Annotated in this window: 26 protein-coding genes and 1 other RNA gene; 16 read left to right on the top strand and 11 right to left on the bottom strand. The window is 39.7% G+C overall.

The annotated features are described in order from the left end of the window. Nucleotides 1-50 precede the first annotated feature (50 nt). Together ABVF21_RS14025 and ssrS are read left to right on the top strand one after the other, a co-directional pair. On the top strand, nucleotides 51-965 hold the full coding sequence (locus ABVF21_RS14025) for an AEC family transporter (protein ID WP_371018396.1): 915 nt from the start codon (nucleotides 51-53) through the stop codon (nucleotides 963-965). A gap of 114 nt (nucleotides 966-1,079) precedes the next feature. Continuing rightward, nucleotides 1,080-1,263, top strand: a non-coding RNA gene (ssrS, locus tag ABVF21_RS14020) — 6S RNA. A 149-nt stretch (nucleotides 1,264-1,412) separates the two neighbouring features. Here ssrS and splB read toward each other — a convergent pair. Together splB and ABVF21_RS14010 are read right to left on the bottom strand one after the other, a co-directional pair. Further along, nucleotides 1,413-2,441, bottom strand: a complete 1,029-nt coding sequence (splB, locus tag ABVF21_RS14015; protein WP_194220991.1) for a spore photoproduct lyase — start codon at nucleotides 2,439-2,441, stop codon at nucleotides 1,413-1,415. 11 nt (nucleotides 2,442-2,452) lie between these two features. Continuing rightward, a complete protein-coding gene (locus ABVF21_RS14010) occupies nucleotides 2,453-2,713 on the bottom strand; it encodes a transcriptional regulator SplA domain-containing protein (RefSeq protein WP_194220992.1) in 261 nt (86 codons plus the stop codon). 149 nt (nucleotides 2,714-2,862) lie between these two features. On the opposite strand from ABVF21_RS14010, the gene ABVF21_RS14005 reads away from it, so the two are divergent. After that, entirely contained in the window at nucleotides 2,863-3,060 is a 198-nt protein-coding gene (locus ABVF21_RS14005) for a hypothetical protein (RefSeq protein ID WP_303529217.1), read from the top strand. Nucleotides 3,061-3,132: 72 nt separating this feature from the next. Here ABVF21_RS14005 and ABVF21_RS14000 read toward each other — a convergent pair whose 3' ends face one another. The 3 genes from ABVF21_RS14000 to ABVF21_RS13990 are packed head-to-tail and all read right to left on the bottom strand — an operon-like array spanning nucleotide 3,133 to nucleotide 6,175. Beyond that, a complete protein-coding gene (locus ABVF21_RS14000; protein ID WP_371018395.1) occupies nucleotides 3,133-3,378 on the bottom strand; it encodes a hypothetical protein in 246 nt (81 codons plus the stop codon). Next, nucleotides 3,371-4,564 carry a Ger(x)C family spore germination protein gene (locus ABVF21_RS13995; RefSeq protein ID WP_371018394.1) on the bottom strand — a complete coding sequence of 398 codons (1,194 nt, stop codon included), beginning with the start codon at nucleotides 4,562-4,564 and terminating at the stop codon, nucleotides 3,371-3,373. Before ABVF21_RS13995 ends, ABVF21_RS14000 begins: the two co-directional genes overlap by 8 nt. Nucleotides 4,565-4,594: 30 nt before the next feature. Continuing rightward, nucleotides 4,595-6,175, bottom strand: coding sequence for a spore germination protein (locus tag ABVF21_RS13990; RefSeq protein WP_371018393.1), 1,581 nt, complete (start codon nucleotides 6,173-6,175; stop codon nucleotides 4,595-4,597). A gap of 255 nt (nucleotides 6,176-6,430) precedes the next feature. Here ABVF21_RS13990 and ABVF21_RS13985 point away from each other — a divergent pair, with 255 nt between their 5' ends. The 9 genes from ABVF21_RS13985 (at nucleotide 6,431) to ABVF21_RS13945 (ending at nucleotide 14,068) form a co-directional block, all read left to right on the top strand. After that, nucleotides 6,431-6,922, top strand: a complete 492-nt coding sequence (locus tag ABVF21_RS13985) for a CBO0543 family protein (RefSeq protein ID WP_371018392.1) — start codon at nucleotides 6,431-6,433, stop codon at nucleotides 6,920-6,922. Nucleotides 6,923-6,979: 57 nt separating this feature from the next. Further along, nucleotides 6,980-8,065, top strand: coding sequence for a GerAB/ArcD/ProY family transporter (locus tag ABVF21_RS13980; RefSeq protein ID WP_371018391.1), 1,086 nt, complete (start codon nucleotides 6,980-6,982; stop codon nucleotides 8,063-8,065). A gap of 383 nt (nucleotides 8,066-8,448) precedes the next feature. After that, a complete protein-coding gene (locus tag ABVF21_RS13975) occupies nucleotides 8,449-9,012 on the top strand; it encodes an HD domain-containing protein (RefSeq protein ID WP_371018390.1) in 564 nt (187 codons plus the stop codon). A gap of 25 nt (nucleotides 9,013-9,037) precedes the next feature. Beyond that, nucleotides 9,038-9,583, top strand: a complete 546-nt coding sequence (locus tag ABVF21_RS13970) for a phosphoglycerate mutase family protein (RefSeq protein ID WP_303529201.1) — start codon at nucleotides 9,038-9,040, stop codon at nucleotides 9,581-9,583. A 400-nt stretch (nucleotides 9,584-9,983) separates the two neighbouring features. Beyond that, the gene (locus ABVF21_RS13965; protein WP_226612333.1) at nucleotides 9,984-10,229 is read left to right on the top strand and encodes a biotin/lipoyl-binding protein; all 246 of its coding nucleotides are present in this window, start codon (nucleotides 9,984-9,986) and stop codon (nucleotides 10,227-10,229) included. Nucleotides 10,230-10,494: 265 nt separating this feature from the next. Next, nucleotides 10,495-11,685 carry a dicarboxylate/amino acid:cation symporter gene (locus ABVF21_RS13960; RefSeq protein WP_303529194.1) on the top strand — a complete coding sequence of 397 codons (1,191 nt, stop codon included), beginning with the start codon at nucleotides 10,495-10,497 and terminating at the stop codon, nucleotides 11,683-11,685. A 151-nt stretch (nucleotides 11,686-11,836) separates the two neighbouring features. After that, nucleotides 11,837-12,589: a class I SAM-dependent methyltransferase gene (locus tag ABVF21_RS13955; protein WP_303529192.1), complete on the top strand. Its 753-nt coding sequence runs from the start codon at nucleotides 11,837-11,839 to the stop codon at nucleotides 12,587-12,589. 131 nt (nucleotides 12,590-12,720) lie between these two features. Continuing rightward, nucleotides 12,721-13,176 (top strand): hypothetical protein, encoded by a 456-nt coding sequence (locus ABVF21_RS13950; protein ID WP_303529190.1) that lies wholly within the window; start codon nucleotides 12,721-12,723, stop codon nucleotides 13,174-13,176. A gap of 124 nt (nucleotides 13,177-13,300) precedes the next feature. Then, nucleotides 13,301-14,068, top strand: coding sequence for a TIM barrel protein (locus tag ABVF21_RS13945; RefSeq protein WP_371018389.1), 768 nt, complete (start codon nucleotides 13,301-13,303; stop codon nucleotides 14,066-14,068). Between the two features lie 65 nt (nucleotides 14,069-14,133). Here ABVF21_RS13945 and ABVF21_RS13940 read toward each other — a convergent pair whose 3' ends face one another. After that, on the bottom strand, nucleotides 14,134-14,817 hold the full coding sequence (locus ABVF21_RS13940; RefSeq protein ID WP_303529186.1) for a bacteriorhodopsin: 684 nt from the start codon (nucleotides 14,815-14,817) through the stop codon (nucleotides 14,134-14,136). A 191-nt stretch (nucleotides 14,818-15,008) separates the two neighbouring features. On the opposite strand from ABVF21_RS13940, the gene ABVF21_RS13935 reads away from it, so the two are divergent. Continuing rightward, entirely contained in the window at nucleotides 15,009-15,635 is a 627-nt protein-coding gene (locus ABVF21_RS13935; RefSeq protein ID WP_371018388.1) for a 3'-5' exonuclease, read from the top strand. A 47-nt stretch (nucleotides 15,636-15,682) separates the two neighbouring features. Here the strand turns inward: ABVF21_RS13935 and ABVF21_RS13930 are convergent, their stop codons facing one another. After that, nucleotides 15,683-16,312, bottom strand: coding sequence for a redox-sensing transcriptional repressor Rex (locus ABVF21_RS13930; protein WP_303529181.1), 630 nt, complete (start codon nucleotides 16,310-16,312; stop codon nucleotides 15,683-15,685). A 168-nt stretch (nucleotides 16,313-16,480) separates the two neighbouring features. Next, on the bottom strand, nucleotides 16,481-17,143 hold the full coding sequence (locus ABVF21_RS13925; protein WP_303529179.1) for a peroxiredoxin: 663 nt from the start codon (nucleotides 17,141-17,143) through the stop codon (nucleotides 16,481-16,483). A gap of 169 nt (nucleotides 17,144-17,312) precedes the next feature. Between ABVF21_RS13925 and ABVF21_RS13920 the strand changes: the two genes are divergently transcribed. The 3 genes from ABVF21_RS13920 (at nucleotide 17,313) to ABVF21_RS13910 (ending at nucleotide 18,876) form a co-directional block, all read left to right on the top strand. Further along, nucleotides 17,313-18,164 carry an MBL fold metallo-hydrolase gene (locus ABVF21_RS13920; protein ID WP_371018387.1) on the top strand — a complete coding sequence of 284 codons (852 nt, stop codon included), beginning with the start codon at nucleotides 17,313-17,315 and terminating at the stop codon, nucleotides 18,162-18,164. A gap of 68 nt (nucleotides 18,165-18,232) precedes the next feature. Then, nucleotides 18,233-18,487 carry a hypothetical protein gene (locus tag ABVF21_RS13915; protein WP_303529174.1) on the top strand — a complete coding sequence of 85 codons (255 nt, stop codon included), beginning with the start codon at nucleotides 18,233-18,235 and terminating at the stop codon, nucleotides 18,485-18,487. 182 nt (nucleotides 18,488-18,669) lie between these two features. Continuing rightward, nucleotides 18,670-18,876: a hypothetical protein gene (locus tag ABVF21_RS13910; RefSeq protein WP_194221010.1), complete on the top strand. Its 207-nt coding sequence runs from the start codon at nucleotides 18,670-18,672 to the stop codon at nucleotides 18,874-18,876. Nucleotides 18,877-18,960: 84 nt separating this feature from the next. Here the strand turns inward: ABVF21_RS13910 and thiM are convergent, their stop codons facing one another. From thiM to ABVF21_RS13895, 3 genes are all read right to left on the bottom strand, one after another. After that, nucleotides 18,961-19,764 (bottom strand): hydroxyethylthiazole kinase, encoded by an 804-nt coding sequence (thiM, locus tag ABVF21_RS13905; protein WP_371018386.1) that lies wholly within the window; start codon nucleotides 19,762-19,764, stop codon nucleotides 18,961-18,963. A gap of 180 nt (nucleotides 19,765-19,944) precedes the next feature. Then, nucleotides 19,945-20,115 carry a hypothetical protein gene (locus tag ABVF21_RS13900; RefSeq protein WP_371018385.1) on the bottom strand — a complete coding sequence of 57 codons (171 nt, stop codon included), beginning with the start codon at nucleotides 20,113-20,115 and terminating at the stop codon, nucleotides 19,945-19,947. Continuing rightward, nucleotides 20,105-21,751, bottom strand: coding sequence for an ABC1 kinase family protein (locus tag ABVF21_RS13895; protein ID WP_371018384.1), 1,647 nt, complete (start codon nucleotides 21,749-21,751; stop codon nucleotides 20,105-20,107). The genes ABVF21_RS13900 and ABVF21_RS13895 overlap by 11 nt, the downstream gene beginning before the upstream one ends. Nucleotides 21,752-22,241: the final 490 nt, after the last annotated feature.

The raw sequence follows: 22,241 nt of genomic DNA, 5'->3' as shown, positions 1-22,241 counted from the left end.
TGTAAACTGTAAAAGTAGATAAAATGCAGTATTGAATTGAGGGACTCTTTGTGATTGGTGTATTTATTGAAATTATTGTACCCGTGTTCATTCTCATTGGCATCGGTGTTTTACTGCATCGTATTTTTCAATTTGATTTGTACACACTTGCGAAAGTAAATATTTATTTCATTGTGCCAGGCTTTATTTTCTTAAAACTCTATGAAACAGCTTTTTCGCTATCGTTGTTTTTATCGGTGCTTACTTTTTTTAGTTTGTTAATTGTGATTTTATATGTTGTTTCTTATTTAATTAGTCGTTTATTCGGCTATAGTAGAAGTGTACGCGCATCGTTTACAAACAGCATCTTATTCTACAATTCAGGAAACTATGGTGTACCGGTAAATGATCTTGTCTTTAAGCATGATCCGTTTGCTATGTCGATTCAAGTTATTATCTTAACGTTTCAAAACATTCTCACGTTCTCATGGGGAATCTTTTCTTTAAAGACGGTAGAAGGAAACAAATTAAATGCGCTTCTTGGGTATTTTAAAATGCCTGTTTTGTATGCGATGGTTCTTGGCGTTGGATTTAATCTACTCCATGTGGAACTGCCTGAATTTGTATTAATTCCTGCAGGGTACATTGGTGATTCGATGGTGGCGATCGCTTTGTTAACTTTAGGGGCTCAGGTGGCTCAGCTTCGGTTCGCGAAAAATTTATCTGTTGTTTATGTGAGCTTACTGCTACGTCTGTTGCTTGGACCTGCCATAGCACTGGGGATTATTTTTGTACTAGGTATTGAAGGGGTTACAGCTCAAGCGTTATTGATTTCATCAGCCATGCCGACAGCTGTGAACAGTGCTATTATTGCTCAGGAGTATGAAAATGAACCAGAACTCTCTGCACAGATTGTACTTGCTTCAACCGTTCTAAGTATGATCACAGTCACGGTTGTTATATCGTTAAGTCGCTGGTTGTTTTAGATGGACTAGTATTCTTTTGTCCTAATATTGAAAGAGAGAAAGTATACGGAACTGGAAATCGCAACCATTGATTTTTAGTAAACGAAGGTGTAGAGTATAGTCATAAGCAATACCCATTTCCTGCAACGCACGTTAACAACGGTTGTCTCAAACCGATGCTAGTTTTCCGGGAACTCTATATCCAGTTGCTAATAACAAGCCGGCCTTCTGTGCGGGACGTTAAAGGTAGCTGTGCGGGTACCCACCTGCTTTTACGCGGGCTTTGAGACACTTATAGTGACGACGAAGCGGGGTTGGGTTTAAATTTGCTTATTTTTTCTATTTAAATTAAATGATGCTGCACATAAAAAAGGCATGGATGCGATTTCGCTTCCATGCCTTTTTTGAGTATTGGTGTTTCGACATCGTTCGAGTTAAAACGGGCGGTGCCTGTCACCGCCCAAGTCCTTACGTGAAATACTCGAGCTTTGCATTTGGAAAGAACTTATCAATATAGCTTCCGAATGTGTCTTTCATGTCCTGCTGCTGATCCTTCTGATAAACGTACTTTCCAATACCATATTTCCCCCATTTATAAAGACGATCTTCTTCTTCCATTTCAAGCTTAGACATCGGGTAATTTTTTTGAATAACGCGCTTAGCTGGTTTAGTGAATCGATGCTGGATGAGTTCAAATGTTAAGTCTTTCGTTGCGCTCTTAGGAAGTTTGGCTTCTAACTTCTCAAATAGAGTCAGATAGCCCTGTTTCCAATCATCGTACAAATAGATAGGCGCGATGATGAAGCCCAGTGGATAGCCTGCTTCAGCGACTTTAGCGGCTGCTTCGATGCGCTCATCAAGCCTCGAAGTTCCGGGTTCTAGAAATTTAATAACGTAATCCGCATTCATACTGAAGCGGAACCTTGTTCTTCCCTGATGATCCGCATCTAGTAGATGATCCACATGTGCAAATTTCGTAACAAACCGAAGACGTCCATGATCAGATTTACCAAAGTACTCAATCGCACGCTTCAATGTATGCGTTAAGTGATCAATCCCGACGATGTCTGATGTACAGGATGCTTCAAACCGGGTAGGTTCAGGTGCTCGTTCTTGCATATACTTTTCTGCAGCATCAAAAATATCATCTGTATTTACATACGTGCGTATGTAGGGTTTGCTGCCCATTGTAGTTTGGAGATAGCAATAATGACAGTGCCCCATGCAACCAGTTGCGAAAGGAATCGCATATTCCGCAGAAGGTTTGGACGTATCAAATTTCAACGTTTTTCTCACCCCAACGACGAGTGTAGATTTAGCAACTCGATATTGCTGGAAGTGATTATCTCCCGGGAGGTTTCGCACTTGATTGTGTGATGTTGTTTCCCTAATTTCAATATCCATTTTAGAGAACTTCTCGTGTAGCTCCCGTCCGAGTGGATATTCTAATGCTCGTGGTTCCATATAGACGAGCTGCGGTACAAAAGGTTTGACCAATGGAAGCCCTCCTATTCTATGGATCCAAAGTATGTGGCATACGCCTGTTCTGCTTCCGCTTCTGTATGGTAGATCGCAATGTCGGAATCAAGTGGATAGTATGTTTCGTATAAGAATAAGGCAAGCTTACCAGGTTCATCAGGATCGTTTACAACGGCTGCTTCCTGAATGTTAGCCACGCTGTACGTATGAGGATTTCGGTACATCACATAGACAACATCACCTGCTTGATAGTCTTGTCCTGACTCGTAAGTGGAATCGTGCAAGTCCATTCTTTATCACTCCTTCAAATTCTTCTTTCTCATTGTTCCACAAGAGTGACATTTCCTTTCTGGTAAATAACGCCTATTTTAGTCATGAAGTCTAAAACGAGCGCATACGATGTTCTGTTGACTTGAAAGTAAGGGAGGTGCGTGAAGGCATGATGAAATACTTGATGAAACTATTGCCTTCACTAAGTTTTAGTGACAGAGTATTTGCTCGTATGAAGCTATATCGAAAAATGAGAGGTGGGGTATGGTACAAAGTTTCTGATCGTGTCGCTCCGAAGAAAAGCATATGGGTGAGGAAATTAGAAAATCCAGAAGCTTATTATGTATGGAAAAGAGAAGGACATTAGAGCTATTACAAAGACGCCGAATTCAACGGCGTCTTTGCTTATATACGACACAAGGTGACAGGCACCGCCTACCTATTGCAACCATCCATACAGTACGTTGCTCAATGGTTCGAGTATGAAATTCACGATCGTAATCGGGGTTGGGATATGGATGTGAAGTCTATTTAGAACTAAGAAAGTAAAACTGATACATAGAAGGATGCTATATACCCAAAGATCTTTCAATTGCTTTTTCTTTCGTAATTTGGCTGCTTCCATAACGGTAACTAGAATCGAGGCTACACCGACAGCGATAATAAACCACATCGTTTTACTCACCATCCTTTCTTTGAACAGAATCGGTGATGTTTCCGGTACGTTGAATGGTTGCGTGGATGGTGTAATCCACTTCGATGTTTTTAAATTCCTCATTCCAATGATTTTTCAACATTCGCCATTGATCTGGATGTTCGCGATGAATGAGGGCACCAAAACCTAAGATGTCACTGTTGAATTTATCTTGACTAGCAGAAACAGCTGACTCCATTTTAGATTGAATATCTTTTTCGACCATTGCTTCAAACTTTCTTATTGTCTGTGGATTGGTAATATCAATGTCGCATTCCACATCGCCTATGTTTCCATCTACACGCACGTTTGCATCAATATGAGGAGTGTTATTCTCTAAGTTTGCTTTTAATGATGTTATTGTTCTAATGACTTCAATACCTGTACTACTGTTGGAACAAGGAACATTAACAATGGTACTCGTGACATTGTCCGTAAAATAATTAAATCCTTTACTTTCATCCTCATTAAACCAGCCGACTAATTTATCGTTTTTAAAAACACCAATATGATCAATTTGAACAGTTGTAGGGGGCTCTGTTTTTTCAAGACTTCTACTATCTTTTCCTAGCTCAGGATTACCTTTAATAAAAATTCCAGTAAGGACGGCTTCATTACCATCGGTAGAAAGTTTATACATAAGTTCGTCTAATTTCACGGTATGAGTTGGCGCCCAGTTTCTTTCAGACATATAAAAGGAGGAAACGATCTTATTGGACGAAATTTTATCCATAGGCGTTAGAATATTTAGGAGTTGATCAGCGAGCGTGTCTTTTGCGATAACAAGAAGGAAGTCCGTTCTCATCTCGTGGTCTCTCGAAAGAAAATCAAGAGGCTGGACAATGCCACTTTTGGCTGCTTCTTCACCAAACACCACAATTTGTACATGAGAAAAATAAACCTTCCGAGGTGCTTGGACGGTTAATCTCCGAAAAGCTTCAAATAGCGTTTCTCCAGAAGAACGATACGTTGTTATAGCCGTCCGATTTGTTGGACTATCTGAAGCGATTTCTCCTGGATTTATGATTTGAACGGTCAGCAAGTAACCCTCATCGCTTTTGTCGATTCCGATGGCTGTAGCAATCGCTATTTCGTTAAGCTCTTTACTACTCCAACAGCTTGTTAACAGAAATAAACACGTCAACAAAGTGGCAAGACGATATACGTAAGCTATCATGTCCATGATCACCTTCTCATTATCCTATAGTTAATTTGATTCTGGTTTTGGTGGTGGTGTAGCATTTCTGGTTTTGTCGTTCTTGCTAATGAAAGAAGGGCGTGTCCGTATTTTCCAAAGCGGCGCACGTAGAATACTATCTTTTTGGTCTTTTGGGATAATGGGCGCCATAGGAGACATATATGGTACGCCAAATGAGCGCAAACTGCACAAGTGAAGGACCATTGCGATTATACCGATGATGATCCCAAATAAACCAAATGTAGCAGCAAGTAACATGAACGGAAAGCGAAGCACTCGAAGGGAAATGGCTAAGTTAAATGAAGGCATAACAAAGCTACTAATAGCTGTGATAGAGACGACGATTACCATTGCTGAAGAGACGATACCAGCTTCAACTGCAGCTTGTCCAAGAACCAGTGCACCAACAATGGATATCGCAGAACCGACTGCGCGTGGCATACGAATACCTGCTTCACGTAACACCTCAAAGGTAAGTTCCATTAATAACGCTTCAATGAGTGCCGGAAAAGGCGTTCCTTCTCGCTGTGCTGCTAAGCTAATTAGGAGGGATGTAGGAAGCATCTCTTGATGAAAGGTTGTCACAGCAATATATGCGGAAGGTGTTAACAAAGCAAGAAAAAAGGAGATATATCGCAATAGACGAACCATTACGCTTATATCAAAACGTTGATAGTAATCTTCACTCGATTGAAAGAATTGAACAAATAAAGTTGGGACAAGAAGCACAAATGGCGTTCCGTCAACTATTATAGCCACTCTGCCTTCTAGTATGCCAGCTGCAATCGTATCAGGTCGTTCAGAGTTAAAGATCGTTGGGAAAGGGGTGTAGGTGTTATCCTGAATGTATTCTTCAATATAGGCACTTTCCAAAATGCTATCAGTATCAATTTTCGTTAACCGTTCCCGCACTTCTTTCAAAATACTTTCATCAACAACGCCTTTTAAATAAACGAGGGCAACATCTGTTTTGGTTTTATGGCCGATGGGGTTCGTTTCGATCCAAAGAGAGGGATCTTTGATTTTTCGTCTGAGCAAAGCGGTGTTTGTTCGTATCGTTTCCGTAAAACCATCCTTCGGCCCTCTAATGACGGTTTGGGAAGTCGGTTCATTTACGTCGCGATCCTTCCAGTTCCTTGAACCGATCGCAAATCCTTTAGACTCATCTTGAATAAGTATGATTGTATCTCCAGAAAGAAGATGCTCATAGAGGGGTTGAAAACGATGAATCTCTTTTAATTCACAGGCAGCAAGAGAGAAATGCTTTAGGATTTCATAAAAGCTAGCATTTTGTATGACGTTCACCGCTATATCCGTTTTTCGAATATCGAGCATCAATGGATCAATGACGCTTTCCTGGACCATTACTTTGTCTGCAAGTCCATCAATAAAAATGACAGCGATAAGTTTTGTCTCATCTGTACCAGAATGAATCTCTCTAATCGTTAAATCAGAACTTTCTCCTAGCATTTTCTTTATGTTCACTATGTTTTTTTGAAGATCCAGGCTAATGTCTTTAGAAGTACTATCGGTGGAAGAGTCCTTTTCATTACGTTTTTTGGTTTCCCTTAATCGCCTTATGCGTTTCATCACAAATCCCCCACATTATTTTCTTCATTAAGTAGGTTTTCACATCGAATGGTTTTTATCCACCTCAACGTCATAAATCGATATTGGCATAAAACTGAGCGAAAATTCCCCTATTATGCATAAACGGCTCCGAAAGATGCATACTACTTTTGTATAAATATGTAAAAACGTTTTTGCTATGGTAAGTAGCGTATCTTTATCCAAAATACACATGATGATACGAAACACAGACCGTTAGGAATTAGGAGAATAACAATGAACATTGTCCTCATTATCACGCTACTGTTTTTTGTTTTTTGGAAAGGCGATTGGAGAAATTGGGAAAAATATTATCCTAGTATGCTTTATATTGCGTTAGCAGCGACCATTTATGAAACGATATCGTACGAAGAATTTCATCTTTGGGAATTTAAAAAAGACATTTTCTTTAGTAAATTTAATGTTCATTTACTACATAACCTCGTTGTTAATCCTTTAGTTGTGCTACTCTATCTGTCTAATTATCCAATTCATAAAAGAAGGTTTCTATACAATGTAAAATGGATAACAGGGTTTTGGTTCGTGGAGATTATAGCTTCCGAGGCTCAGATGATTACTTATTACAATGGATGGAACCTCGGATGGTCATTATTATTTATTATTGTGATGTTTCCGATGGTGCACCTTCATCACCGTAATAAAACGATTGCACTTCCATTATCGATAGGCATCTCGATGCTTCTATTAGTCATTTTTCATTATGTATAATCGATAAGGAAGAAGTAAAACTATAAGGTTCCAGCTATCAAAAGGAGAGTCTGAGCGATGGCAAAGGAAATCATTAATACACGTCAATTCTCATGGTTAGTTGCCTTATACATAATTGGAAGCTCCATCTTAATTATTCCTGCGGGTCTAGCTGCTGTAGCAAAACAAGATGCGTGGATTTCAGCAATCGTTTCAATTGGAGTCGGAACATTGCTCGTCGTTTTTTATGGGTATTTTATGAAGAAATTCCCTGATATGACGATTGTGGAAGCGAGTGAGAAAGTACTCGGTAAATGGATTGGTCAGATTGCATCGCTTATGTTTTTTAGCTTTCTCTTTCTTCTTGCAGCTCTTGTTCTTAGAAATATTGGAGACTTTTTAACGACCCAAATACTGATTGAAACGCCGCTATATATCATTTTTACCATCTTTATGATTATCGTTATTATGGGCGCAAGCCTGGGGATAGAAACCATTGCAAGAGCATGTGAAATCTTTTTCCCTTGGGTTTTCTGTCTTCTCATTTTGCTTACCATTCTACTTATGCCTGAAATGCAATTTGAAGCGATTAAACCGATAATGGAGAACGGTGTTAAGCCAATTATTAGGGCTTCTATTCCCTTTATTGGTTTGCCATTTCTCGAATTAGTTGCCTTTCTAATGATCTATCGACACGTAGACAAACAAAATAAATTGAGCATTTCATTCTTAAAAGGAACCGCGATGGGTAGCGTCGTTTTGTTTGTTATTATTTGTGCCACAATCCTTGTATTAGGAGCGGATTTCACTGCAAGGTATACGTATCCTACGTATATTCTTGCAAAGAAAATTAGCATCGGGAAGATCGTCGAACGAATTGAAGTCATTGTGGCGATTGTTTGGATGCTTTCTATTTATTTTAAGTTAGTTCTTTTGTTCTACACCTCAGCACGTACGTTAACGCAAATCTTTCGTGTTCAAAACTATCGACTGCTGTTATTTCCTCTTGGAATAGGGAGCTTGGTTTTAGCGCAAATTAGTTATCCTGACATTATTTATATGCAGGATTTTGTATCGAAAACATGGACCCTTTATGCATCGATCTATGGAATTGGTTTCCCTATGTTATTAATTCTGGTTGCAAAAAGTAGAAAGTTGATTTAATAAAACGAATTGGGGAAGAGCGTGCTAGCTTTAATATAGGGTTACCGCTTTTTTACCATCTCCGTCCTAAAAGAAATAAGACCTATATACTCTCTGCAGGTGGTACCTTTAGGTATCGCCTGTTCTCTTTTTTACTATGGAGAAAAAGTTTATGGTAATGGAATAAAACGGTTAGGGATTCAAGAGCAACTGATAATTAAAATGTTGGTAAAGCTTGTATCTAAGAGTAGTAGTTCGACTATTTTGAATGGAAAATCGACTTTTAAGGGGACGAAAGAGAGTTTAGTTACATATAAAGAACAATAAGCAATGCTACAATCACGTTTTTCGCACTTATTGAATCAAGGATGTCACAGCATCTTGGAAGAAGGAGGATATCATTCATGGATGCTTATCAAATGATTACGTTCATTAAGGAACTTGAAAGATTAAAGGATACGACAAGAACTGCCTACATGAGAAGCGGTCGACGAGAGAGCGTTGCCGAACATTCTTGGAGGCTAGCGATGTTTGCTTTTGCTTTAAGTGATCAGTTTCCAGAGCTTGATACAAAAAGAGTACTCATTATGTGCCTTGTTCACGATCTTGGAGAAGCATATGACGGGGATATCTCTGCTACGGTTCAAGTCGATCAAAAGCAGAAAGTACAAAAGGAAGAAGAGGCTGTTCAACGTCTCACATCATCCCTTGATGAGAAGGGAAAGCATGACATTCTTACAATCTGTCAGGAGTATAATAGAGGCTCCACAAAAGAAGCCAAGTTTGTAAAAGCACTCGATAAAATGGAAACGATTATACAACATACCCAGGGCACGAATCCCCCTGGTTTTGATTATGAATTTAACCTTACTTATGGGAAAGAGTATGTGAAGGATCACGGTATAATGAAATCCATACGTGACGAAATTGATAAAGCAACGATAAAGAAAATGAATGAGGAAGCATGATCTTATAAAGCAGGGATGGGATTAGGTGAAGATAAGTTTAATACGACATGGAAAATCCGCCTGCGATTTTTCGGAACGGATAACTAGTGAGGCTTATCGCAAATGGGTTAGTCAATATAATAGAGAAGGCATATGTGATGAAGCTCCTCAACAGGTTCAAGCTATTTTACAACAAGCACCGTTAGTATTAACGAGTGACTTACCAAGATCTCTAGAATCAGCGCAGCAGGCAAGTACGATTCAAAGCGATCCCATCTTCCGAGAACTGGAACTCCCCTTTTACAACATACGCTTCCTAAAGATCAAACCTCAAATGTGGACAGTCTTTTATCGGTTTCTTTGGTTTATTGGTTTATCAAACCAAGCAGAAACTCGAAAGGATGCGAGAAAGCGTGCCAAGTTAGCCTCCGATATTTTAGAGGAATGTGCAAAGGCGAAGGAGCCTCTCGTTTTAGTTGGGCATGGCTTTTTCAATCGCTTTTTAGGACGGGAGTTAGAGAAGCGAAGATGGAAGTTACAGGGAGATAAAAGTTCAGCGAATTGGGCTTGTCATACGTATTGGAAAGATTAGAACTAATCATTTTACTTTTTATTTTTTGCTCGGATTTTACTATGTTGAAATATTTTCAGCAATGTTGTGTGCTTCAAAAAACACTGTGTAGCTAACATAGTTTGCGAAGTTATGAGATTACTAGTTACATGAAGTGATGAATCAAATAATTATTCGCAAGAAAGAGACGCTATCTTAGCAAAATGTAATTGGTCAATTATTAAATTAAATCTGCTAGTTTATGAAGGGTTTTCAAGAAATATAGGGGTTGTCAAAAAGAAAAAAGCAGGTAAAATGGACGCAAGGTTAAAGAAAACATTCGTTTTGCATCATAGAAAAACATGCGAAACATATCATGGAAGTATAGAAAACAAACTGTTCCATACAGGAACTATTACAAGCTGGAAAGGGGAAAGAAACCATGAATCGTTCAGTGGTCTGTCCATGTGAGGGAGTTATCGAGAAAGTATTCGTCAAACATGCATCTCGAGTATATGAGTGGGAGCCAATGTTTGTCATTCGCAACGGACAGGGCAATACCGAGAAAATTACGCTTGGAGTAAGCGGGGAAATTTCTGAACTTCATGTGAAGGAGAATGATCGCGTAACTGGCGGTTACATTCTTGCCTCAATGAAAGAAGATGATTTTGTAACAGGAAGCGACTGATGCTCGCTCATAGCTGAGCAATGTGCTTGATGATCATAGAATGAGCGCAAACTGACGCAAGCTTGTTACGGTTTACCGTAGCGCTTGCGTCTTTCGTTTTTTTGATCCGATATGAGAATAATATCCAACTTATCCATATAATACTTTGTTGATCAAACTTTCTTATTTGTTTCTAACGAATATGTCTTGCAGGATGACTCTTTTTTTAGTAAAGTACACATATATTACACCCGAGATGGACAAATGTTTTTGTATGGAGGACACTATGAAGAAAATTGGACTGTTGCCACGTATTCTTATTGCCATTGCCCTTGGAATTGTTATTGGAGCTTATTTCCCTGAATGGACCGTACGATTATTTGCTACATTCAACGGGATTTTTGGAAACTTTCTAGGTTTCGCGATTCCTCTCATTATTATTGGATTTATTGCACCGGGAATTGGTGAAATTGGGAAGGGTGCAGGGAAGTTAATTGGGGTTACAACGTCAGTTGCGTACCTTTCTACGTTTCTAGCTGGTTTGCTAGCTTTCTTTGCTGCACGAAATTTATATCCTTTATTCCTTGAAACCGGTGGAGCCGCTTCAGAGATGGCGAATCCTGAAGAATCGCTATTAAAGCCTTTCTTCGAGGTTGAGATCCCTCCTATGATGGGCGTTATGACGGCACTCGTTCTAGCGTTTACACTTGGACTTGGCATGGCTGCGATGAAGGGGAATATGCTAAAAGGGGTTATGATTGAGTTTAGAACAATCGTTGAGAAAGTGATTAGCTACGTCATTATTCCATTACTACCGCTTCATATTCTTGGCATTTTCGCAAACATGACAAGTGCTGGACAAGTCCAAACAATCTTAAGTGTTTTTGCCAAAGTGTTCGTCATGATTATTCTTCTTCATATGACAATGCTTTTGATTCAATATAGCATTACTGGTGCAGCGACATCTCGTAATCCTTTTAAGCTTCTGAAAGGCATGATGCCAGCGTATTTTACAGCGCTCGGTACTCAGTCTTCAGCGTCTACAATTCCAGTTACGCTAAGACAAACGAAAAAGAATGGTGTACGAGAGAAAATTGCTGATTTCAGCGTTCCGCTCCTTGCGACTATTCACCTTTCCGGAAGCACGATTACGATTGTCTCGTGTGCGATGGCGGTTATGCTTTTGAATGGACAGGAGCCTACATTCGCTGCGATCATTCCATTCATCCTTATGCTTGGGGTTACCATGATTGCGGCGCCTGGTGTACCAGGTGGTGCTGTTATGGCGGCGATCGGATTGTTAGAAACAATGCTTGGATTCGATTCAACAATGATCTCACTAATGATCGCTTTATACCTTGCACAAGATAGCTTTGGTACAGCTTGTAACGTAACAGGTGATGGGGCTTTGTCAGGCCTTGTGGATCGATTAACATCGAAGAAAGCCACATTAAAAGACACTGCAAAAGCAGGGTAACATTTAGGACAGGCAGATGCCTGTCCTTTTTTTATGTTCTCTCGCAATCCAGTTCGTTCATAATAAGCCACCATTGCTGTAAGGTTTGTTTGAGAAAAAGGATTCTCCTATTATCCTCTCGAAATGAAAGTAGTTGGAGGAGGAGAGGAATATGAAAAATACGATTTTGGAACAAAACAAAGGAAGTTGGAATAAAGTTGCTCATCATTTTAACGGGGTAGATGCGCTACCTGCGTATGGCCCTTTTGCTCAAACGGAGAACGAGCTCCAGCTATTTGATCAGCTTGAGAAAAGTAAAGTACTTGAGATTGGGTATGGTAGTGGGCATTCATTACGGTATATGGCGAATAATGGAGCAGAAGAACTGTGGGGCGTCGATTTATCTGAAGAACAAAAACACAAGGCTGAGGAAACGTTATCAGGTTTATCCCCCAATCTTTTTTGTGCGCCAATGGAAGAAGAGATTGGTCTTCCTAAAAACTATTTTGATTATGTATTTTCTATTTATGCGATTGGATGGACAACAGATCTAAGGAAAACTTTCGCATTGATTTACGCTTACTTAAAAGAGGGAGGAAGCTTTGTTTTTAGCTGGGATCATCCCTTATATGTTCATTTGAAAAGTAAAGAAGGAGCAGTGACACTTAACGGTTCTTATCAAAATGAAGGCCTTCATACATTTGAAGATTTCAAAGGTGAAGGCGTCACAATGACGATCCATAAACGGAAAATGTCCACTTACATAAATGAATTAATCCAGGCGGGGTTTAAGATAAAAAAGGTGATTGAAAGTGATGTCTCTTCTTCTATTTCTGAAGAGGACATAACTGTTTCAGATCGATATTATTCTTTATACAAAGCAAAGAAATTTCCAACAACGATGATTATTAAAGCGGTCAAATAAGTTAGTAAGCTCTGGGTTTTGCGGTAGATATAATCGATTTTCCACCGAATAATATGGAACTTATTGTAAGTTGATCCGTACTTTAAGAGAAGCGTTTCTTTCGAAGAAGAAGCCACTATCTCTTAGAGGGTGTGATTAATCTGGTTGTAAAATTCATTTTTTGCATAGTCTTTTTAATAGTAGCTGTTTCAGTAGCTGGAGCGTTAAGTAAGATTTCTGCATTCATTGAAAAACATTTGTTAAGTAAACTCAGCACTTTCAACCGGTATGGGTTGCTTCTCGTCGTTACGCTACTGTTTGAGAGTGGAATAGTGGCCACCATATCGGTCATGAGCGGCTGGAATTTCATCGATTCATGGTTCGTAGGAAGTATTTTGCTTATAGCTATAATTTGGCTACCCGCTTATTTTAGACCGTTTCAAGAAAATGCAAGTCGCACTGTTGGAAAGTTTCATAGTGGTTTTGAATCAGGTGCGGTTGCGATCCATAGGGGAGGGTCACGTCATCCCTTTTTTGTTGGAACACTTCTTTTTACGACGGTTGGAATCTTTGTTTCTTTCGGATATTATTTTCCATATTTCATATAGCGAAACGAGCACTCTTTGAAAAAAGATAAGTAGAGATGATTACCTTAATCGGTATAGGAAACGGCTGAAAAATGGTGTTTAAGAAGTAAATAAACCGTCATAACGACTATTAGGAGCTGAGTGATTGTTGAAATATTCTCTTTGTATCGGTGCTTATCCTGGTGACGATGTGATTACTCATTTGGAGAAAGTGAAAGAACACGGCTTTCATGGACTCGAATATTATGATTGGACAGAGCTCGATCTAAAAGAAGTGGCTAAAGCACAAAGTCGTATTGGGGTTGGAATTACAGCAACATGTACAAGGTCTTTCAATCTAGTGAATCCCGAAATGAGTGAGCTTTTTCTTAGTGGACTAACTGAAACAATTGAAGCATGCAAAAGACTTGGAACAACTTCAATTATTACACAAACGGGGAACGTTATGATCGATGCGCCTGTTAAGATGCAACAAGAAGCAATGATTGAGACTCTTAAACGGAGTGCGGCGCTATGTGAAGAGTCTGGTATGGTGCTTGAAGTAGAACCTTTAAATGGACTTGTCGATCACGAGGGGCACTTCCTTCAATATTCAGATCAAGCGGTTTCGATCATAGATCAAGTTGATAGTCCTCATGTAAAGCTTCTCTTCGACGTTTATCATCAGCAAATTACAGAGGGGAATGTGATTCGAAACGCGACGAACTATCGTAATCGCATTCATCATTATCATATCGCTGATAACCCTGGGCGAAATCAGCCAGGAACAGGTGAATTAAATTATTTGAATATCTTAAAAGCTATTAAAGAGACGGGGTTTGATGGGTTTATTGGATTGGAATGCGGCTATACGATAGAAACGGATCGAGCTTTAGTAGAGTTTAGAGAGACTATTTTAGAGCACGTTGAATAGTGGTTAGAAATGAGAAAGAGCTACAAAAACCAGTGTTCCACTGGGAGTTGTAGCTCTTTTTGGTATTACCTATTTAGTTTTCGTAATCCGTGAAGATCGAGTAGACCAAATCCTACTTTCGAGAATATCGGAAGAACGATAAAGGCTAGAGTATCAATGATCCCTGCAGTTACGCCAACTCCTGATGACCCGAAAAACCATGCGGTAGGGTAAAGAACCCAAAAAGATGTTAAGTAAATCGCCACTCGCTTATAATGCTTTGCAAGTTGCTCGTTTGAACCATCCGCTATTCTCTTGAGCGGTCCCCATACAATGACTAATATGATGACAAGAGCCACAAGCCCCATTGTGTACCAAACATATTTTAGTGATTCAGATGAAAAATCTGCAATGAGACCAGTTAAAATCATAAAAACATCAGCTGCAATCAAAGAAGCGATGAGTGTACGATTGATTTTACTTTGGTAGAACATAGCAGTTAAGGCAAGTGATAGTAGTAAGAGAGGAGTGGAGACTACCCAATCTAAATAGCGTGCAAAGTAAATCGTTTTTTCCGGTCTTTCTAATATCCCTTGCCCTAAAGCAATGGATAAATAAGCGACCCCAGACCATCCTGTGATTAGAATAGCGACAACATATTCATACAATGGAACGCCTTTTGGGTTTCGACTTAGGAGATAAAAATAAATGGCGCTTGAGATCATGACGATAAAATAAAAAATGTGTAACGAAATATCAATTGAATTCATGGTTTCACCTCTATCTTCTTAACGTGATATCCATTATCGGCTTTAGAGAAGAATTTATTCATTATTAATAGAGTGATTATAGAATTTTTTCAATAAATACAAAGACTATTTGTATTGAAAGAATCAAATAGGTAGACGGATGGAAGAGAACATTTTAAGATGGAAGTACTGAGTGATAAAGGAGTTACGATATGAATTTCGTTGCACTAGATTTTGAAACGGCTAATTCGCAAAGAGGAAGCGTTTGTTCCATTGGTCTCGTAGAATACGAGAATGGGGAGCTTATTCGAGAGTACTATCGATTGGTGAAACCAAAACAAAATTATTTTGCGGGCATTAACATTAGCATTCATGGGATTACAGAAGAGGATGTAGCTGACGCACCTGAGTTCGACGTTCTATGGAAAGAGGAAATTCGTGAGTTGGTAGAGGGGAAATTCCTTATCGCGCATAACGCCCAATTTGATATGAGCGTCTTACGCGCTGTTCTCGATCAATATAACCTACCTTATCCGATGCTTGCTTATAACTGTACGGTGAATTTATCGAAAAAAACGTGGACATTACCTCGATATAAATTAAATGTTGTCTCTGATTACCTTGGAATCGACCTTGATCATCACCATGCGCTGGATGATGCACGTGCTTCAGCTCTAATTTTCTTGAAAGCGGCGGAGACTTTAAATGCAAGCGATGTAAATGATCTTGTGGAGAGAACAGGTACGGCAAACGGTGTGTTGTTCGATAATGGGTATGAACCAGCAAAGTTAAATAAAAAACGAGTGACAAAGAAAAAACCATCACCAAAAATTCGCTAACGAATTTGGTGATGGGTTTTTTTAACCTATTTTACTTCTGAAATCGTTTAGAAGAAGTGAATGAGGAAGGATAATGTATCAAGCTCTCTCGCCAAGTCAATTTGCTGTAGGTGGATATTGGCAGGAAGTTGCAAGTAGGCAGAAGAAAAATTCATTATCCCAATAATTCCTGTTTCAGATAGTTTTTCAGAAATTAACTGTGCTGAAGCGGCAGGAATGGCGAGAATGGCAACGGTTACGGTAGGGGTTAAGCGGTCATACATTTCATCGATATGATAGACTGGAACACCAGCAATCGTTTTGCCTACTATTTTTGGGTTATTATCAAACGCCATTTTGATTTTAGGAGACGACTTTCGTAAATGGTTATAGTGAAGAAGTGCTGTCCCAAGGCGACCTGCGCCAATTAGTGTAGCTTCAGGTTCAGTCTTCTCGTTCACGATCAGGTGAAGGTGGTTGACTAACTTTTTCACTTCATATCCAGCCCCTTTTCGACCTGGGGCTTTTATCTTAGAAAAATCTCTCCTTACAAGGTCTGATTTATAATTAAGTGCATTTCCAATCTCTACAGATGAAATCGATTTTTGTCCCGATTTCTTAACGCTTTTTAAGTAAGAGAGGTAGAGTGGGAGCCGCTTAATGGTTGCATTTGGAAGCTTATTCTCTTCCTTTTTCATAACATTACCTCCGTCAAACTAATACGCTTTCCCTTCTATTATAATCTTAATCTAGCAAAGTGCAATTTGGAAAATAATCCAAAAGAACTAGAGGGGATAACGTGCAATAAAAAAGTTAAGTTAATCCCCAAAAAAAAATCGGCCAATCAGGCCGATTTGATAGCAGCTTTATTCATTAAGTTCTTTTTTACATAAATACCAGTCGATGCATTCGAGATCATCCTCATTTTCACGTTGCTTCATAGCTTCCTTTGTCTTTGGAGGAGAAACGAGCACTTTATCTCCTGGTTCCCAATTTGCGGGAGTTGGTGATCCGTGATCATCGGTTGTTTTCAAAGCTTTAACCAATCGCATGATTTCATTCATATTCCGCCCAGTAGTAAGAGGGTAATAGATAACAGCTCGAACCACCTGTTTATCATCTACCACGAAAACGGCTCGGCTTGTTTCAGTTTGACTTTCTTCAGGCATAATCATGCCATATCGAGTGGCAACGTTGCGATCAAGATCTGCAATCACAGGGAATTCGATTTCAGTGTTAAAGTTTTTCTCGATGTTACGTACCCAAGCAAGATGAGAGGATACGCTATCCACACTTAATCCAATTAGCTCAACGTCAAGCTGACGTAACTCAGGATAAATTTCCTGAAAAGCGACAAACTCTGTTGTGCATACAGGTGTGAAATCTGCAGGATGGGAAAATAGGACAAACCATTTACCTTTATAATCGTCTAATGAAATCTGTCCGTGAGTTGTGTTTGCAGTAAAATCGGGGGCAGGTGAACCGATCCTTGGAAGCTGGTATGTGACTTCAGTTTGTTGTTCTGACATCTCAAAACATCCTCCTTTAATTTGAATCTATGGATGGTGTTCCCTTCTCATTTTGAAATAAACAGTCGATTTTGTGACAAATGTTAAAATTAGTCTTTTTCTTATAGAAAGGAGAAGATAGAATGAGAGAGAGGTAAATGATTCCAAATTATGAGAGGGGAGTAAGGAGATGCAAATCGAATTTCTTGGCACTGGTGGCGCTATGGCGATCCCACGCCCACTCTGTCAATGTGACATATGCAAGGAAGGAAGAGAAAAAGGACTTCCTTACAGTAGATCTGGTCCAAGCGTGTTTATTCATGGGCCCAATGTTTTGATTGATACACCTGAAGATAGTTACATGCAGTTAAATCGATCACGTATTTCAAACATTGATGGCGTCTTTTATTCCCATTGGCACCCCGACCATGTGATGGGGAGAAGGGTACTCGAATCAATGAATGCCGATTGGATTAATCATCCTGCAAAAGGAACAACGACAGACGTTTATCTTCCAGAACAAGTAGCCATCGATTTTCAGACAAGATTAGGCACAGCAGAGCATCTAGCTTTCTTTGATAGTCAGAAGTACATATCGCTTCATGAACTGAGTGATGGAGACAAGGTGAGTCTTAATGGGGTAACGATTACACCGTTTCGCCTTTCAGAGGACTATGTTTATGCCTTTTTGTTTGAGGGAGAGGGCAAACGTATTCTCATTGCGCCTGACGAGTTATTTGGTTGGGAGCCACCTGAGCTTGGAGAATTGGATGTTGCGGTGCTGCCTACAGGTGTTTGCGAATTTCATCCGATCACTGGGGAACGTCAAATAAGCGCTGATCACCCTGTACTCAAAGAAGAAGCAACGTTTCGTCAGACGCTTGAAATCATTGAGAAGCTTCAAGTGAAGGAAGTCTTTCTAACACATATCGAAGAACCCGATCAATTAAGCTTTGATGATCTAAAACAAGTGGAAAACACCCTTCTACAAAATAAGAAGATATCCTTTGCATTCGATACGTTAATCGTTGATCTCACGTAAACACCATGGATGCCCAGTTTAGAATGAAAGACAAAAGGGAAACAGTTTTCTAGAAATGAGGTGAGCGTATGGAAATGTCATTTGGCTTTATTGTAAATGTGGTTATCGCCATTTTCTTATTTATAGATGCTAAAAAACGAGATAAGAGTTCCTTCTTTTGGGCCATTATCGGTTTGATATTTGGACCAATCGTACTTGGGATTTATTTCATTCAGACAGGTAGAAAAGGAATCGGTTGGCTTATCGTTGTTCTTGCGGTGATCTGGTATATTATCGCAATCGTCTTTGCCATTCTGGCCGGTATCTTGGGCATCTTGTTTTAGTACGAACCTGAAGCATTTGCTTCAGGTTTTTACATGAATTGGGATGTTCTTTGAAAGTGATAGTTAGAAAACAAGTGAGATATGTCTTAAACAATAGAGCACTTTCGGTGGATGGGCGTCATGGTGTAGAGAAGAAAGTGTAGTACACATTCACCTATCAGTAAGTTCTCGAGGGGGAAGTAATGGATGAGGAAGCAAAAGTGATCGATTGGATCACTTCCGAAGTCGAAACAGAATCATGCACCATGCAGGATTATCCAGTGTATCATTGGGGTAAACGAGTCATCGATCGAAGCGGAGATTATCTCATTGTTTACTTCCATCCGTTGCTTGAAAAAGTGGTCTATACATTCAAAGGCGTGGAGGATTGCTTTTTTATTGCTCATTGATAGGAGTATGTTTTGTGATGTAGAAGAGGTTGATTCCTTGAACGAAAAGGGGAGCGCGAATGTTGATTCGCGCTCCCCTTTTTGTTAGTTCGGTATGAGTTGAATGCCTTCTTCAATTTCTTTTGATGAGAGCAGAGAGAGTTGGTTAAGTAATTCAATCTGAAAATCTCCAGGCCTGTTTCCAACGAGATGAGCGGCTTTTTCACTAGCCACTCCATAGAAAGCAAGAACGCCATAGGCTGCGAGCATAGGATCTGGTTCAATGGCTGCAAACGCTCCAAGCAGGGAAGAGAGAAGACATCCAGTGCCAGTTACTTTCGTTAAAATGGGATGGCCATTTCCTAGTCTTATTGACGTATTGCCGTCTGAAATGGTATCAATTTCACCAGTTACAATCACAACACAGCCAAACATCTTGGCAGCTTTTCTAGCGAGAGCTTCGCGATTTCCGTCCCCTTCAATAGAATCAACGCCCTTAATTGACCATGTTTTTCCTGCAACATTAGCAATTTCTGCGGCATTTCCTCGCAAATATTGAACGTCGACTTCTTTTAAAATGCGGCGAGCAGTTGACGTTCGATAAGGAGTAGCACCGGCTCCAACTGGGTCGAGTATAACAGGGGTGTTTAATTCATTTGCTGCTTTTCCTGCGAGTAGCATCGCTTCAACGGTTTCCTTTGTAAGTGTACCAATATTTAAGACGACAGCTCCAGCAATTCTCGCCATATCTGCCGCTTCCTCTCGTGCATACGCCATTACAGGGCTAGCTCCTGCGGCAAGTAAACCATTTGCAGTAAAGTTCGTAACAACTGTATTCGTTATATTGTGAACGAGAGGAGAAGTCTCTCTTACTTTTGTAATTAATTCTGCTGCGTGTTTCTTATCCATGGCGCACATCCTTTCTGGTGAATCAATGATAAGTGGTTTCATTTCCTCATTGTACCAATAAGAGGAAGAAGTGAAAATAAAAAAGAGGGGGAATGCTCCCTCATCTTCTATCGTTTTGAATACCGATTCCAGAAGCGCAGAATCCATGAAAATGGAAAAGGTAACCGATAGCCGGCTTTTTCAAGTTGTTTTAAGAAGGTTAATAAAGGCACCGCCAACGCGTCGTTTTTGCTTGAGCTCTTCTTCATTTCCTTTCACTGTAATCCGATACCCATCATGAAGACCTTCCACTTTCACTTCAGAGCGTCCGAGCTTTTCTGTTGTTTCCTTTATTACTTTTTCATCGTTCATTTTTACTGCTCCTTTTTTTCCATAGTCGCTTCTCGAAGGTACCTGCAAGAAGTATGACGAGTAAACTGATTCCTCCAGTAATCATAGTAGGAAGGAGTAATGATTGAATTTCAAAGGCGTGACTAATAAAGAATCCGATTAGACTGAGGCAGAAAAGGATAAATCCATAATGTTTATTCCACAGTAAGCTTTTTGCTTTAACTTCCCGTTGTTTTATCGATTCCTCCCATTGCCGATGTTGGTTGAACTCATCAGACAATCGATCAAGAGGGTTTTCAATGGAAGTGATTCTCGCATAAAGTTGTTTCAAAATTTTCTTAGGATCATAGCGCTTATCAGTTGATTCTTCCCGATTGATCCATTCTTGCACAATCGGCTTTCCTTCTTCTATTAAATCAATCTCTGGGTCCAATGTGTAAAGGATACCTACAATTGTTGATATCGCTCTTCCTAGAAAAGCAAATTCACTAGGTAGTTGAATGGGCTGTTTATTCACAAGGGTTTGAACTTCTGTCAGAACTTGATCTGCCGTATCTTCATCCATCATCGTTAAATCTTGTTCCACAAATAACGTGACAAGCGTCTGGATAGCTTTCTCAATCTGCCGCTTGTCTGAATTAGGAAGAAGAAACCGAAGCTCTTCAAGGGCATCCGTGACATCATGATACTGATTCAGCACGATTCCAGTAATCAGCTTGCGAATCGATAGAGCATCTCTTGCTTCAATATGACCAACCATCCCAAAATCGATAAAAACAACTGTGCTATCTTCTTGGATCAGAATATTTCCTGAATGTGGATCGGCATGAAACTGTCCCTCTTGAAGAAGCTGATCAAGGTAGCCCTTCAAAAGTTTACGTGCGAGCTCCTGTCGGTTTATGTTCTTTTCTTTAATGTAAGACAGATTCGTAATCCGCGCGCCTTCCATCCACTCCATGACAAGGACTTTTTTCGTTGACCATTCAGATACATAATTGGGTACGCGATAACCCGGGCTGTCTTTGTAACGTTCCTGGAAGTGTAGTCCGTTTTTTAGTTCTTTTTTAAAATCGAGTTCATCTTCGATCACGCTTCGAACTTCATCATAAAGTCTACTAAGATCGAGCTGTTTTCCATAAGAAGTGAATGTATCCATCAACCAAAACACAATTCGGAGCGCTTGGAAGTCAGCTCGTATGATTTTACGGATATTTGGTCGACGGATTTTGATGGCAACATCTTCACCTGATTTTAACGTTGCTCTGTATACCTGACCAATAGAGGCAGAAGCAACTGGTCGTTCCGAAAGGTGATCAATGACATCTTCGTAATCAGATGACCACTCTTCTTCAAGAGTCTTTCTCGCTTTCTCCCAAGAGAAAGAAGGGACGCGGTCAACAAGATCTTCAATTTCTTCAAGAAAAACTTTTGGAAGAATATCAGCTCTTGTTGAGAGGAACTGTCCAAGCTTCACAAGTAAACCTTCAAGACGAATCGCTTTTTCCTTATATTCTTTCGCTTGTTTCTTTAATAGCTTCTGCCAGCGTTCCTGGTCCCATGAATGCTTGCTTTTCCTTCTGAAATGCTCGAGTTGAATGAAGAACTTAACCGACATCCAAACGATCACGACGATCCGATACAGCGAATAATATTTCATATGCGACTCCTACTCCTGAATAAAAGGCGTTTAGTCTTTAACATAGCCTATTTTCGTTCATTAGAAACAACTATTACAGCTGAAGAGCACATTAAATATCCCTATCTCTATAAGAGACAGGGATGAATATTATTTTTCCTATTGCGTCAAACGATGTTACATATTAATGAACCTTATTAAATCGGTTCGCTAGCTCATACGAGTGAAATCTTCATTACTTTCGTCTCTTATTGAGCCACTTTTGAATAAGAAAAGCTATGACGGCTGAAATCCCTATGATGATGATCGTCACAAGAAAAGAATTCTCTGCGCTCGTATAATTTCCAAAGCTTGTATAGGAGGGGGATTCGACTAACATTGTTAAAATGATCCCCGATAGAAGTTGTAGAAAAAAGAATAATAATATAAAACTACTTGCAAAATACATATAATTCCTCACGTGAACAGTTCCTTTCCGTGCTCCAAACAGCATATTTAATGACGTTTCCCT

Source organism: Pseudalkalibacillus sp. JSM 102089, assembly GCF_041366475.1.
In the GTDB taxonomy this organism is placed as follows: domain Bacteria; phylum Bacillota; class Bacilli; order Bacillales; family Guptibacillaceae; genus Guptibacillus; species Guptibacillus hwajinpoensis_B.
The sequence above is the reverse complement of the archived record's forward strand: the minus strand, read 5'-3'. Positions and strand labels throughout refer to the sequence as shown.

Excerpts from the sequence above, each read along its gene's own strand:
- ABVF21_RS13955 (WP_303529192.1), top strand. The coding sequence starts at position 11,837 with ATGAAAAATACGATTTTGGAACAAAACAAAGGAAGTTGGAATAAAGTT.
- ABVF21_RS13930 (WP_303529181.1), bottom strand. The coding sequence starts at position 16,312 with ATGAAAAAGGAAGAGAATAAGCTTCCAAATGCAACCATTAAGCGGCTC.
- ABVF21_RS14005 (WP_303529217.1), top strand. The coding sequence starts at position 2,863 with ATGATGAAATACTTGATGAAACTATTGCCTTCACTAAGTTTTAGTGAC.
- ABVF21_RS13940 (WP_303529186.1), bottom strand. The coding sequence starts at position 14,817 with ATGAATTCAATTGATATTTCGTTACACATTTTTTATTTTATCGTCATG.
- thiM (WP_371018386.1), bottom strand. The coding sequence starts at position 19,764 with ATGGATAAGAAACACGCAGCAGAATTAATTACAAAAGTAAGAGAGACT.
- ABVF21_RS14010 (WP_194220992.1), bottom strand. The coding sequence starts at position 2,713 with ATGGACTTGCACGATTCCACTTACGAGTCAGGACAAGACTATCAAGCA.
- ABVF21_RS13995 (WP_371018394.1), bottom strand. The coding sequence starts at position 4,564 with ATGATAGCTTACGTATATCGTCTTGCCACTTTGTTGACGTGTTTATTT.
- ABVF21_RS13975 (WP_371018390.1), top strand. The coding sequence starts at position 8,449 with ATGGATGCTTATCAAATGATTACGTTCATTAAGGAACTTGAAAGATTA.
- ABVF21_RS13915 (WP_303529174.1), top strand. The coding sequence starts at position 18,233 with ATGGAAATGTCATTTGGCTTTATTGTAAATGTGGTTATCGCCATTTTC.
- ABVF21_RS13935 (WP_371018388.1), top strand. The coding sequence starts at position 15,009 with ATGAATTTCGTTGCACTAGATTTTGAAACGGCTAATTCGCAAAGAGGA.
- ABVF21_RS13925 (WP_303529179.1), bottom strand. The coding sequence starts at position 17,143 with ATGTCAGAACAACAAACTGAAGTCACATACCAGCTTCCAAGGATCGGT.
- ABVF21_RS13980 (WP_371018391.1), top strand. The coding sequence starts at position 6,980 with ATGGCAAAGGAAATCATTAATACACGTCAATTCTCATGGTTAGTTGCC.
- ABVF21_RS13895 (WP_371018384.1), bottom strand. The coding sequence starts at position 21,751 with ATGAAATATTATTCGCTGTATCGGATCGTCGTGATCGTTTGGATGTCG.
- ABVF21_RS13990 (WP_371018393.1), bottom strand. The coding sequence starts at position 6,175 with ATGAAACGCATAAGGCGATTAAGGGAAACCAAAAAACGTAATGAAAAG.
- ABVF21_RS13965 (WP_226612333.1), top strand. The coding sequence starts at position 9,984 with ATGAATCGTTCAGTGGTCTGTCCATGTGAGGGAGTTATCGAGAAAGTA.
- ABVF21_RS13985 (WP_371018392.1), top strand. The coding sequence starts at position 6,431 with ATGAACATTGTCCTCATTATCACGCTACTGTTTTTTGTTTTTTGGAAA.
- ABVF21_RS13960 (WP_303529194.1), top strand. The coding sequence starts at position 10,495 with ATGAAGAAAATTGGACTGTTGCCACGTATTCTTATTGCCATTGCCCTT.
- ABVF21_RS13900 (WP_371018385.1), bottom strand. The coding sequence starts at position 20,115 with ATGAACGATGAAAAAGTAATAAAGGAAACAACAGAAAAGCTCGGACGC.
- ABVF21_RS13910 (WP_194221010.1), top strand. The coding sequence starts at position 18,670 with ATGGATGAGGAAGCAAAAGTGATCGATTGGATCACTTCCGAAGTCGAA.
- ABVF21_RS13920 (WP_371018387.1), top strand. The coding sequence starts at position 17,313 with ATGCAAATCGAATTTCTTGGCACTGGTGGCGCTATGGCGATCCCACGC.